At 35.5% G+C, this 13,412-nt stretch carries 10 protein-coding genes; 9 read left to right on the forward strand and 1 reads right to left on the reverse strand.

Annotated features, from left to right (window positions below; translation table 11 throughout):
- Nucleotides 1–258 precede the first annotated feature (258 nt).
- The 3 genes from AC07XN_RS19385 to ftsA all read left to right on the forward strand — a co-directional run bounded on the left by AC07XN_RS19385 (nucleotide 259) and on the right by ftsA (nucleotide 5,103).
- A complete protein-coding gene (locus AC07XN_RS19385) occupies nucleotides 259–2,592 on the forward strand; it encodes an alpha-ketoacid dehydrogenase subunit alpha/beta (RefSeq protein ID WP_494744243.1) in 2,334 nt (777 codons plus the stop codon).
- A gap of 239 nt (nucleotides 2,593–2,831) precedes the next feature.
- Nucleotides 2,832–3,587: a cell division protein FtsQ/DivIB gene (locus AC07XN_RS19390; protein ID WP_309921813.1), complete on the forward strand. Its 756-nt coding sequence runs from the start codon at nucleotides 2,832–2,834 to the stop codon at nucleotides 3,585–3,587.
- A gap of 133 nt (nucleotides 3,588–3,720) precedes the next feature.
- Nucleotides 3,721–5,103: a cell division protein FtsA gene (gene ftsA / locus AC07XN_RS19395; RefSeq protein ID WP_309921815.1), complete on the forward strand. Its 1,383-nt coding sequence runs from the start codon at nucleotides 3,721–3,723 to the stop codon at nucleotides 5,101–5,103.
- Between the two features lie 43 nt (nucleotides 5,104–5,146).
- Here the strand turns inward: ftsA and AC07XN_RS19400 are convergent, their stop codons facing one another.
- Nucleotides 5,147–5,566 carry a nucleoside-diphosphate kinase gene (locus tag AC07XN_RS19400; RefSeq protein ID WP_309921818.1) on the reverse strand — a complete coding sequence of 140 codons (420 nt, stop codon included), beginning with the start codon at nucleotides 5,564–5,566 and terminating at the stop codon, nucleotides 5,147–5,149.
- A gap of 224 nt (nucleotides 5,567–5,790) precedes the next feature.
- On the opposite strand from AC07XN_RS19400, the gene AC07XN_RS19405 reads away from it, so the two are divergent.
- The 6 genes from AC07XN_RS19405 (at nucleotide 5,791) to AC07XN_RS19430 (ending at nucleotide 13,210) form a co-directional block, all read left to right on the forward strand.
- Nucleotides 5,791–6,816, forward strand: coding sequence for a DHH family phosphoesterase (locus tag AC07XN_RS19405; RefSeq protein ID WP_309921821.1), 1,026 nt, complete (start codon nucleotides 5,791–5,793; stop codon nucleotides 6,814–6,816).
- 57 nt (nucleotides 6,817–6,873) lie between these two features.
- The gene (locus AC07XN_RS19410) at nucleotides 6,874–7,740 is read left to right on the forward strand and encodes an FKBP-type peptidyl-prolyl cis-trans isomerase (RefSeq protein ID WP_494744239.1); all 867 of its coding nucleotides are present in this window, start codon (nucleotides 6,874–6,876) and stop codon (nucleotides 7,738–7,740) included.
- A gap of 243 nt (nucleotides 7,741–7,983) precedes the next feature.
- Entirely contained in the window at nucleotides 7,984–8,868 is an 885-nt protein-coding gene (locus AC07XN_RS19415) for an FKBP-type peptidyl-prolyl cis-trans isomerase (protein WP_309921827.1), read from the forward strand.
- A 13-nt stretch (nucleotides 8,869–8,881) separates the two neighbouring features.
- A complete protein-coding gene (locus tag AC07XN_RS19420) occupies nucleotides 8,882–9,760 on the forward strand; it encodes an FKBP-type peptidyl-prolyl cis-trans isomerase (RefSeq protein ID WP_494744240.1) in 879 nt (292 codons plus the stop codon).
- A 61-nt stretch (nucleotides 9,761–9,821) separates the two neighbouring features.
- Nucleotides 9,822–10,394, forward strand: a complete 573-nt coding sequence (locus AC07XN_RS19425; RefSeq protein ID WP_494744241.1) for a non-canonical purine NTP diphosphatase — start codon at nucleotides 9,822–9,824, stop codon at nucleotides 10,392–10,394.
- 263 nt (nucleotides 10,395–10,657) lie between these two features.
- Entirely contained in the window at nucleotides 10,658–13,210 is a 2,553-nt protein-coding gene (locus tag AC07XN_RS19430; RefSeq protein WP_494744242.1) for a DUF5686 and carboxypeptidase-like regulatory domain-containing protein, read from the forward strand.
- Nucleotides 13,211–13,412 lie beyond the last annotated feature (202 nt).

Here is a 13,412-nt window from a genome sequence, read left to right on the forward strand (position 1 = left end):
ATTCACAAAACAAAAATAAAGTCTTATAGATGCTTTACAAAATGTTTTATAGGTTTTAACAAATCATTAACAAGGGTATAAATTACTTTGTTGAAAGCTTTACATTTGTTACCCTAATTAATTTTTGTTATTTTTGGTACTGAAACTTGTATATTATCGTTCATTTTTACCCATCTCACTGTCTTGGAAAACACACTTCTGTCAGAAACAATAGTATTTACCAAAGAATCAGTCTTGACTGATTACAAGGTTGCTCGCATGAGTCGTGAGTGTAGCCTTATTGTAAGAAAGGAAGTTTTTGCAGGGCGTGCTAAATTTGGAATTTATGGTGATGGTAAGGAGCTTTGTCAACTGGCTTTAGCTAGAGCAATGAAAGCAGGAGACTTTGTTTCAGGATATTATCGTGACCAAACCATTGTAGCCGCAGTTGGCGATATGACTTGGACGCAATACTTCTCTCAATTATACGGACATCCAGACATTGCATTCGATCCACACACAGGAGGAAGAGCCATGAATAATCATCATGCAACCCGATGGCTAGATGAAGAAGGAGAGTGGGTGGACCAAACAAAATTATTTAATTCTGTAGCAGGTGTTTCTTCAACCGCTGGGCAAATGCCGAGGGCAGTCGGGTTGGCATATTCTTCAAAATTATATAGACAACTACCAGAACTTCACGAAATTTCAGAAAAATTTACCCGTAATGGTAATGAAGTATGCTTCTCTACTATTGGAGATGCTTCTACCTCAGAAGGAATGTTCCTTGAATGTGTGAATGCAGCAGGAGTGTTACAAATTCCTTTGGTGATGTCAGTATGGGATGATGGCTTCGGTATATCTGTTCCTTCTGAATATCAAACAACAAAATCCTCTATCTCCAAAGCTTTGGCTGGTTATCAAAGAAATGAAGATGGGGCTGGCATAGAAATTTTTACGGTAAAGGCTTGGGACTATGTCGCTTTGATGGAAACATATCAAAAAGCAGCAACATTGGCCAGAGAATACCACATTCCGTCTTTAGTACATGTAGAAGATGCTACACAACAGCAAGGTCATTCTGCCTCAGGGTCACATGAAAGATATAAGTCTGCGGAAAGACTAAAATTTGAAGTGGATTTTGATTGTAATTTAAAATTCAGAGAATGGATTATTGCTGAAGGAATTGCTACTGAAGCAGAGTTGGAAAGCATTGATAGTGAAGTAATCAAAGAAGCGAAAGCATGCCAGAAAGCTGCTTGGACTGCTTATATGACCTCAATAAAGCCAGAAAGAGAAGATTTACTTTCTTTGTTATACCAAGCTGCTGCTGAAAGTGAAAATGGCGTTGAGATTAAAAAAATAGCGGAGGAATTACGCAAAGCTGTTAATCCAATTCATCATGAGAATGTAGTAGCCGCTAGGAAAGCACTGAGAGCTTTACGATTGGAAAATTCTTCTACTAAGCAAGGATTGAAAAAATGGCTTGAAGAAACTGATGCTAAGAATGACCAACGATTTAATTCTAGTCAGTTCAGTATTTCGAAATATTCGCCATTAAAAGTACAAGAAATTAAACCAGAGTATGGAATTAATTCCCCACTTTTAGATGGAAGAGAGATTTTAAATAAAAATTTCGACCATTTGTTCAGTACAAACCCCAGAATTTTTATTTTAGGTGAAGACGTGGGGAAAATTGGGGACGTAAATCAAACATTGGCAGGTTTACAAGAGAAATTTGGAGAGTTGAGAATTACAGATACTGGAATCAGAGAAATGACCATAGTAGGTCAGGGAATTGGTGCCGCAATGAGAGGGCTCCGTCCAATCATTGAAATACAGTATCTCGATTATATATTTTATCCTTTTGCTACTTTATCAGACGATTTAGCGTGTTTGCAGTATAGAACAGTAGGAGGACAAAAAGCACCCTTGATTGTTAGAACAAGAGGACACCGCTTAGAAGGAATTTGGCATTCAGGCTCGCCCATGTCGGTTTTATTGGGTGGCTTAAAAGGAATCCACTTGTGTGTGCCAAGAAATATGACACAAGCAGCAGGAATGTATAATACATTATTAAGTTCGGATGACCCAGCAATCGTCATTGAATGTTTGAATGGCTATCGATTGAAAGAAAAATTGCCAGTCAATCTGTATGAAACAAAAGTACCATTGGGTGTGCCAGAGGTAATTCGTGAAGGAAGAGATATTACCATTGTTACTTATGGTTCAATGTGCAGAATTGTGATGGAGGCCGCTCGCCAATTAGAAAACATGGATATTTCTATAGAGGTAATAGATGTACAGACACTGATGCCATTTGATATTTCGCATAAAATTGTTGAATCGATTAAAAAAACAAACAGAGTAATATTTGCTGATGAAGATATGCCAGGCGGAGGTTCGGCCTATATGATGCAACAAGTAGTGGATGGACAAAATGCCTACAGGTATTTAGATGCCAAACCAGTTTGTATGGCGGCTGTGCCACATCGACCAGCTTATAGTTCAGATGGTGACTATTTTTCTAAACCAAACGTTGAGAATATAGTGGATACGGCCTACCAATTGATGGCTGAATGTTATCCTACTAAGTTTCCAGCTATTTATTAAAGATTTTTGTACTGTGATACTTTTTTATATTTAGAAAAATAGAAGAATTAACACTTTTTCCACTTTTTTGGGTACTTAATTGCCTTTTAATAAATAATGTGAAGGTTTTAAGTTATTTTTTTTAATTTCGTATGGTTTTTTCAAACTTTTAGAAATTTTCATAGTATAATGATTAGTTTCATTAGGGTATGAATAGACTTTTCTAATTGCTTGATAACAATAACCTTAATTAAATTACATTGAACCCCTTACGAAAAATTAAAAAATGGATTTGGCCAACAGTACTAGCTATAGTCTTACTGTTGATTGTAATTTATGCTGAAAATGTTCATCATCATCAGAAATGTAAGAAGATAAATGTAAGAATTGAAGGGGCAAATGAAAGTAAATTAGTGACGGCTAATGAAATATTAGCCATTGTTAGCCCAAATGTAGTGGATAGCCCAGAGGGAAAACCTTTTGATAAGATTGATTTTAAGAAAATAGAAAAAAAAGTTAGTTTAAATAAATTAGTAAAGTCGTGTCAGGTTCACCGAGATTTAAGTGGAGAAATGACAATAGATATTGTAGAACACACACCACTCGCCCGAGTATTATTTAATAAAGGTTCAGATAGTTACGTAACAGAGAAAGGCGATTTTATCGGTATTTCTCAGCATTTTACTCCCAGAGTTTTACTGCTTTCGGGAGGGTATTTTGAAAAAATACAAAATTTAAAAGAAATAAAAAGTAAACCTATCTTAGAACTAATCAATGCAATCAATGAGGATACTTTTTGGAAAGCACAAATAACACAATTAATCGTTGAGAAAGATGGTGGGATTACAATGGTGCCCGAAATAGGGAATCATGTGATAGAATTTGGAATGGGCATTGATATTGAAGCAAAATTTAAGAAAATTAAAATTTTTTATAAGGATATTTTGCCCGTAAAAGGGTGGGATACCTATCATAAAGTAAGTGTAAAATACAGAAATCAGATTATTTGTGAGTAAAAATGGCATTTTACCATAAGCTTTATTATTCGGTAAATAATTATTCAATAAGAGTAGTTACCTTAGGTGGCTTATTGGGAAAGTTTATTGTGGAGCTATTTTTTTATCACAAATTATTTAAATTCTACCTTCCATGAATGAAATAATCGTTGGACTTGACATAGGCAGTAAGCAAGTAAGTGTTGTTGCTGGCAGACTTGACAGTTTGGGCAAGTTGGAGATTCTTGGTTTGGGTAAAGCCGACACCACTGGAAGAGTCTCCAAAGGTGTCGTTTTGAATGTCAATAAAACAATAGAAGCAGTTCAGTCTGCTATTGAGCAAGTTGAAAACCAAGCTAACATTCATATCAGAGGAGTTGTAGCCAGTATCGCTGGTCCCAACATACATAGTTCAAAACATAAGGCTGGTATTACCAGACAAACTCGTGGTGAAGAAGTAACTGTTACAGATGTAGACCAAGTTGCCAATGATGCCCAGCGAACTTTTATTTCGCAGGGGAATGCTATTGTTCATAATTTACCTCAGGAATATTCTGTAGACTCTGCCAATGGTATTCAAGAACCAGTAGGTATTAGTGGATTGAAATTGCAAGGCGAATTTTTAATGATTGTTTCGCCACAAGCTGAGTTAGATAAAACAAAACGCTGTATTGAACGCTCAAAAGATAAAATGGAGATTGAAGGTGGATTGGTTTATTCTCCTTTGGCTGCTTCATTGGCTGTATTGACAGAACAAGAAAAGAAAACAGGCGTTGCACTAGTTGATATAGGAAGTGGAATTACAGAAATCGTAATTTACTATAAAGGAATAGTTAGGCATGTAGCAGTACTACCATTTGCTGGAGATTCAGTTACAACTGATATTGAACAGGGATGTGGCGTATCTGTAGAACAAGCAGAACAATTGAAAGTGAAATTTGGGTCGGCTATTGCGGAAGAAGTAGCTATCGAAGAGGTAGTTTCTATCCCGAGTGCTAATGGACGTAAGCCTAAAATAGTTTCGGTAAAAAATATTGCCATCATCATTGAAGAAAGACTCAAAGAAATTATGACATTGGTCGTAGCCGAAATTACTCGTTCGGGCTACTTAAATAGAATCAACTGTGGTATTGTTATCACAGGAGGTACTGCGCAAATGCCATATATCGATCAACTTTTTGAAAGAGTAGCACAAAGAGACGTAAGAATCGGTTATCCAAACGAAAACTTAGGAAAATCATTTACTGAAGAAATTAAAAATCCAACCTATTCTACAGCCGTAGGCTTGGTTTGGAAAGGAATCAGAGAAATAGACGAGCGCGAAGAAGGCTATAAAATCCTTAGAAAAGATGCGCCTGTAATTATACCAATCGTCCCTATCAATAATAATACGGGTATTAATAAAAACGGTAGAGAAAATACCAAAACTGCTGAAACCAACGGAAAGAAAAGCTCTTTGGGCTTTTTTGGAAAATTGAAGCAAGCGGCAAGTAGAATTATTGGAGAGGATTTGGGTGATAATGATAAATACGAGTAGTAAAATAATCCTTGCTACTCATATTTATCATTAACATCATATTTTAGAATTGCTCGATACCTCCGAAAAAGAAAAATCCTTCTATTGATGCATTCTCATCTGAATCAGAACCATGTATAGCATTTGCTTGAACTGATTTAGCAAAAGCTTTACGAATAGTCCCTTCTGCTGCATTAGCAGGGTTTGTTGCTCCTATTAAAGTACGAAAATCTAATACTGCATTTTCTTTTTCCAAGATGATTGGAATAATTGGCCCCGACGACATATAGTCGCATAATTCACCATAAAAAGGTCTTTCAGCGTGAACTGCATAAAACTCTCCTGCTCTTTCCTTAGTAAGTAGCGTTTTTTTGATAGCTACAATACGGAAACCAGCTTCTTCAATCATTTTAATAATTGCTCCCGAATTACCTTCAGCTACTGCATCGGGCTTAATCATTGTAAAAGTTCTGTTAGTTGCCATATTTTGGATTTATGAAATGTGTGGAATGTAATTTTGAAGTCATTGAAATGCATTAAATCTTATTAAAAAGTTATAAAACTGATTTTAAATAGATTATTTCTGCAAAATTACGACAAAGCTGTAAGGTTTTAGAAACCTTGCAGCTTTTTTTGTGGAGAATTCTCGCTAACTTTGCTATTCATTTTTAGAATAAAACATAATATCCTGATAATCAATCGTATATAATGCAAAATCTTGAAGCCTTTCGTGAGTTGATAAATACGCCCAAAAAAATTGTAATTACAACCCATTTTAAACCCGATGCAGACGCACTTGGGTCATCATTAGGACTAGCAAGATATTTAAAAAAGAAGGGACATCAAATTACAGTAATCACGCCATCTGATTACCCTAAATTTTTATTTTGGATGCCTAACAATGAGGAGGTCATCAATTATGAAGATTATAAATTAAGAGCAAAATCTAATAAATTAATTGCTGAGGCTGAAGTAATTTTTTGTTTAGATTTCTCGGCACTATCGCGTATTGAAAGTATGACCGAGCCTGTTAGGCAGTCGCAGGCAATCAAAGTGATGATTGACCATCATACTTTTCCTGAAGATTTTGCCCAGTTTAGTTATCATGATACCAATGCCGCTGCTACTGCACAGTTAATATTCCAATTAATTGTTCTTTTAGGAGATGAAGCTTTGTTAGATGTGGCTATTTGTGAATGCTTGTATGCAGGAATAATGACAGACACTGGCTCGTTCCGTCATCCAAGTACTACGCCAGCCGTGCATAGGATTGTAGCAGACATTATGGAGATAGGCGTTAATACCAATCTGATTCATCGTAGAATCTATGATAGTACTACTGCCGAACGCCTGAATTTCTTAGGATATGTGCTTTCTGAAAAACTAGTAGTGTTGCCAGAATACAGAGTTGCTTATTTTACTGTTACCGAAGAAGAACTAAAGCGTTTTAATTCACAAACTGGCGATACGGAAGGCATTGTAAATTATGGTTTACAAATTGAAGGAATGGTGATGTCGGCTATTATTGTAGATAGACCAGAAGCTGTAAAAATGTCTTTCCGTTCTGTGGAAGAGTTTGCTGTAAATAAAATAGCTTCAAAATATTTTAGTGGCGGAGGACACAAAAATGCCTCTGGCGGAAAAACTACAGGGATTGGTTTAGACGCAACCGTCGAAAAATTTATTAGTATATTACCAGAGTATCAATCAGAATTATTGGCAGTACCCCTTTAAAAATAAAAACTCTTGTTGAGTCATAAAACAAAAATAAAATCAATAAAATCAAACAAAATGTTAAAAAGAATCAGTGTTGTATTGTTTGCTGCCAGCATGATGGTTGCATGTAACAAGAATCGTGTAGAAGTAAAAGACGGAGTGAAAATCCAAATTCATAATCACGATGACAAAGCAAAAAAATTAAAAGACGGAGATATCATTTCGTTTACTGCTAAAATTCAAAACTCAACTGATTCTGTTCTTCAAGAATCTCCAGCTTCTCAGCCAGCACGTGCCATGTTACAACCTGCTGGAGTATCAGGTTTCAAAGGTTCTTTTGAAGATGGATTACGCTTACTTTCAGTAGGAGATAGTGCAACAATTTTTGTTCCTGTAGATTCTTTGGCAAAAGGTGGACAACAATTACCTCCATTCTTAAAGAAAGGTTCAGATTTAAAATATACAGTTAAAATCTTGAAAGTACAGTCTAAAGCTGAATTTGAAAAAGATATGGCTGCTGACCAAGCAAAAGCAAAAGCAGAGGCTGAAACACGTAAAGCTAAATTACCTGAATTGATGGCTGACTATGTTAAGAAATCTGGATTAGCATTCAAAACTACTCCATCAGGTTTACAATATGTCATTACAAAAGAAGGTACAGGTGAAACACCAAAAACTGGTGATGTTTGTAAATGTATGTATGTAGGCAAGTTTTTAGATGGAAAAGTGTTTGACCAAAGCCCAAGCCCATTAGATATGCCTATCGGTGGTATGATTCCTGGCTTCAATGAAGCATTGTTGATGATGAAAAAAGGCGGAAAAGGTACTTTCTTGATTCCTCCTCAAATAGGATATGGCGAAGCTGCTCAAGGTCCGATTCCTGCAAACTCTGCTTTAGTATTTACTGTTGAAGCAATCGATTTCAAAAAAGGAGGACAATAGCCCTTACAAGAAGGTAAGTACGAAGGACAATGAAAAGAAAAAATTAAAAGCATAACCCAATGAGGCTTGTTTTTAATTTTTTCAAAGATTTTATTGTACTTTTTTGCTTACCTTTTTTGTTTTGTGCCATTTTAACAGTTTTTAACGAATTAACAGCAATGGATTTCGTTATTTTGCGTTTCATTTAGGAGTTTAGTTTCGTTATGATTTAACGAATAACTGATAATCAAATAACAGTCAGTAATGATGAAGTTCAAATTATTAAACCTTTTAGTGTTTGGGGCGCTAGTGTGTATGCTCAGTTCATGTCTTTCAACAGTTGTATTGGAAGAGAATGTAATCGACCAACAAAACGAAACACAAATTCAGCAGTATATCAGTAGTAAAAGCCTAACGATGCAAAAAGCTTCAAATGGGGTTTATTATGCTATCAATAAGGCAAATCCTAGTGGTCGCCAAATAATATTGGGAGATACTATTAGCGTACATTATGTAATTACAAGACTAGATGGTGTTAAAATTGATAGCTCGTCAGTACTAACCAATAAGCCTTTTACGTTTTATCATAACGGAGTAAATACTAATATCTTTTTGAAATTTCTTTATTTAATGCACGAAGGTGAAACAGGTTCGTTTATTTTACCTTCAAGATTAGTTGGTGCAGGAGTAGCATTTCCGAATCTAGCGGCGAATCAACCAGTGCGTTGTGATATTTCATATTTCTACACTTTCGGCGAAGAAGCCGATATTGACCACTATATTGCTAAAAATAAGATTACAGTTACTGAAAAAACAACCGAAGGTGTTAGATACATCAAAACAAGAGATGGGTCGGCAGATTTAATTTCGGGAAAAGTAGCTAAGATAAAATACACAGGTAAGTTCCTGAGCGGAGAAGTCTTTGATACCAATGTTGGTAAAACAGACTCTTTGAGTTTAACAGTTGGTTCATCATCAACTTCATTTGTGACTGGCTTCGTAGTTGGTATTAATAAAATGAAGTTAGGTGAAAAAGCAACATTAATTTTCAGGTCTGCTTTGGGATATGGTTCAACTGGTAATACAACAATACCGCCATATACCCCCCTTATTTTTGAAGTCGAAATAGTAGCATTAAAGGATCAATAAAAATAAATAAATTATGAACAAAAGTACATTTTGGCTGATGCTGGCTAGTATAGTAGGTTTACTAAGTAGCTGCATGAGCTCAGGAGAAGATACAACACAGAGGTATCTTGACAATGAGAACAAGGTAATTCAATTCGGTAAAGATAATAACCTGACTCTTACCAAGGATGCTAGTTCTGGAGCTTATTACAACCTGACGACTATTAATGCCACAGGAAGAAGCCCAAAGGCAACAGAATTAGTAAAAGTTTATTATACCTACAGAAAGTTAGATGGAACCTTGCTTGATAGTACAACATCAGTACCTGTTGGTTATCCATATCTAACCTATAATAGCCTTTTGAATGTCCCAGTTAGTTTGTTGAAAGAAGGCGAAAAAGGCGTATTTATTTTTCCTGAAACAAGCCAATATACAGAACCAACAATTTTAACTCTACAGTTAATTTCTACACGTACAGAAGTAGAGCAAGTTGGTGAATTTGTACAAAGTAAATTTGCAGGGTTGACTGTCAACACAAGTAGTAGCGGATTACAATATGTAATAACAAAACAAGCTACTACAGGAGAACTAGTAAAATCTGGTCAAACGGTTACAGTAACTTACACAGGAAAGTTATTATATCCGACAAAGAAAAGAGATAGTAATGGCTTTTATATTTATAATGAACAGTTTGATACAGGAAGTTTTAGCTTTGTATTAGGACAAGGTTCAACGGTTGCAGGTTTTGAAGAAGCTGTTGCTAAACTAAAAGTAGGAGATAAAGGTAATTTTGTGTTTCCTTCTTCATTAGGTTATGGAACAGCTGGGAGAATAGATAATACCACTGGGGCTTATTCTATTCCACCATATTCGCCATTGAATTTTGAAATAGAAGTTACTGCAGTTAAATAAATATATTACCTCATTTGAAGCCTCCTCATTTTTCTTGAGGAGGCTTTTTATTTATTTTATTATGAAAAAACTCTGTTTTGCTACGAACAATGCCCATAAATTGGAAGAAGTTCAAGCCATATTAGGACAAAATTTTGAACTACTCACCCTCAGCCAGATAGGCTGTAGTGAAGAATTGCCAGAAACAGGTAATACATTAGAAGCCAATTCTTTACAAAAGGCACAATATTTGTACGAACATTATCAGGTAGATTGTTTTGCTGACGATTCGGGGCTAGAAGTAGCTGCACTTGGGGGTGAACCCGGCGTTTTTTCTGCCCGTTATGCAGGAGAACAAAGAAGCCATGCAGATAATATCAGCTTGCTATTAAAAAACCTTGCTGGTAAAGAAGATCGTTCTGCACAATTCAGAACGGTAATTACGCTGATTTTAGGCGGAGAAGTAACTCAATTTGAAGGTATCATTAAAGGGACAATTATTGAGGAATTAAAGGGGAATGAAGGATTTGGGTATGACCCAATTTTTGTCCCCGAAGGTTTTGATTTAACCTTTGCTGAAATGAGTATTGACGAAAAAGGAAAGATTTCGCACCGTGCTAGGGCGGTGGAAAAATTAATTGCTTTTTTAAAATAAACAAATATTCATTAATAGTAAGTCACTACCTTAAATGTAACTTTATTTAGGGTAGTGATTTTTTTTAGGAGGATATATAAACACTTATCATAGAGAAAGTAAACGTATAATCACCTTTTAATCTTTTAATAAGATTTTTACCGCCGAATAGGGGTTTTGAATAGATGAAATGTCTGTATTATGAGAGCAAATTTGATATTGCATCTAAATAATGTAAATTCGATAAAAAAAATATTTTATTTCTTTAAACATTCCTACATAGAATGGCTTATTCCAAAATCCAAAAACTACTAATTGCTTTAATCTTTATATTAATTTATCAAAATACGAATGCCCAATATGTAATAACTGGAGTGGTGACTGACGCAAAAAATGGTGACCCTTTGCCTTTTGCAACAGTCGGCTTGAAGGGTGTGAACGTTGGAGCTCAAACAAATTTTGAGGGAGTATATGTAATAAAAAGCAAAGTACTTACAGATTCAATTTATGTAAGTACTGTCAATTATAAGAAGCGCACCAAAGTGCTTGACAAAAAAGCTTTGAGTCAGAAAATTGATTTTCAATTGCAAGGAGAAACAAAATCCTTGGATGAAGTCGTTGTGTATTCTGGTGAAAATCCTGCCTTTAAAATTCTTCGGAAGCTTAATGAAAACAGAGAAAAAAATGATAGAAAACGCCTATCAGCTTTTGAGTATGACTCATATTCAAAAATGGAATTGGACGTAGACAACATCTCTGAAAAATTTAAGGAAAGGAAAGTGATGAAGCAAATCCAAGGAGCGATAGACAAATTTGAAAAATTGGCAGGCGAAGATGGAAAAGCTGTCATTCCAACCTTTATTTCAGAAACTATTTCAAAATATTATTTCCGTGAAAGCCCTGCAAGAAAGAAAGAAATAATCTTGAAAAATAATATCAAAGGAGTTGGCGTAAAAGAAGGAGGGTTTGTATCACAATTAGTGGGTGGAAACCTATTTGCCAATTATAATTTCTATGACAACTTTGTCCCTTTTCTAGGGAAAGATATTATATCGCCCTTTGGTGAAAACTGGAAAGGAACTTATAAATGGTTTTTATCAGATACTACGGATGTAGATGGACATATTTGTTATGGCTTGGAATTTGACCCTAAAAATGATAAAGACTTAGTCTTTGTAGGGAAAGCTTATGTAGATACTACGTCATACGCTTTGGTACAAATAGATGCCACCATTGGGAAAGAAGCCAATATCAACTTCATTGACAAAATAAAAATCTCTCAAGAATTAGAACAAACAACGGAAGGTGCTTGGCTACCAGCCAAAACCAGATTTTTAGTTGATATCGCCGAGCTATCGAAAAATTCAGCGGGTATGTTGTTGAAAATGTATATCTCTAACAAAGATTTTGTCATCAACAAGCCCAAAGATTTAAGCTTTTATGATATACCGATAGAAGTAGCAGAGGATTCTAAAGAACCAGACCCAAATTATTGGCTTGGTGCTAGGCATGAATCGCTTTCTGCCCAAGATATTCTTGCATCCAGACTGATAGATACTGTTAGGAATGTTCCTATTGTTAAGACCTATGTAGAAGTAGCCGAGATTATAGCAAGTGGCTATAAGCGATTTAATAAGTTTGGAATAGGCCCATATATCAATTTATTCTCTGTCAATAAGGTAGAGGGTTTTAGAATGAGATTAGGATTTAAAACCAATTCTCAATTTAGTAAAGAATGGATTCTAAAAGGTTGGGCAGGTTTTGGAACCAAAGATTTAGTATTAAAATACGGAGGTGAGGTAGATTATATTCTTTCTCGCAGACATTGGACTGTCGTTGGAGCTAAACATAGTTACGATTTAGAGCGTATTGGGTTGACACCAGAATTAATTGGAGACAACAAAATATTTTACGCCTTCTCGCGATGGGGTGCGTTTTCAGGGGCTTTCTATAGAAGAGAAAGCGAAGTATTTATAAAAACAGAACCAACCAAAGGGTTTACTTTTACAGGGGCGTTAACAACAAGAGGTTTTGACCCTTTATTCCAATTTCAATACAGAACCATACCCCAAGAAGGTCCAAAATCACCAACTTTAGATCATTATGACGATACGTTTTTTACCATTGAAGCACGTTTTGCAAAGAACGAAACCTTCTTGATGGATGGTAACGAACGCATAACGCTTGGCAGTAAACGTATTCCAACTGTTACATTAACGTATCAGCATGGTATGAAGACCTTGAACGGCGATTTTAGCTATGATAAATTCATGGCAAAAGTCTTTCAATCTTTCAGAATAGGAACGTTAGGTCGTTCAGACTATACCTTACAAGCAGGCTATATACCAACAGTATTGCCTGCACCGCTATTGTTCCCACATTTAGGGAACGAGACCTTTTTCTATAACCGTGCAGCATTTAACACGATGCACTACTTTGAATTCGTAAGTGATAAATACGTATCCTTGAATTATAATCACAATTTTGATGGATTACTTTTCAATCGTATTCCTGCCATTCGTCAATTAAAATGGCGTTTGATTGCCTCTGCCAATGTACTATTTGGTAGCCAAAGAGCAGAAAATACAGAGTTGATGCAAGAAGCAATACCCGTGATTAATCCACGTCACATAAAAGGTGAACTTCAACCAAGATACAGTTTTTCAGGATTAGAATCTGACAAGCCGTACATTGAAGTAGGATATGGTATTGATAACATATTCAAGATATTTAGATTACAGGCATTTCATCGCCTATCATATCTAGACCACGTTTCTCCTTCTGGAAGAATCCCTTCTCCTTTTGCACTAAAAGGGTCAGTACATTTCTCTTTTTAAGGCAAACTTATTAGCTTTACATAAAAGTCCTACTTTGCAGCTTATAAAAAATCTGTGAGGTAGGTTTTTTTTTGGCTAATAAAATTAAACTACTTTTTATGTACTATGTACTTTATTACTTATATATCAAAAATACCAGAAGAAGTTGTTGTAAGGCTAGTTAAATTAGTTGTGTTTGTTGAAAACTTATTATTAGCAGTAG

The organism is Arcicella sp. GW458-12-2-14-TSB2 (genome assembly GCF_059423785.1).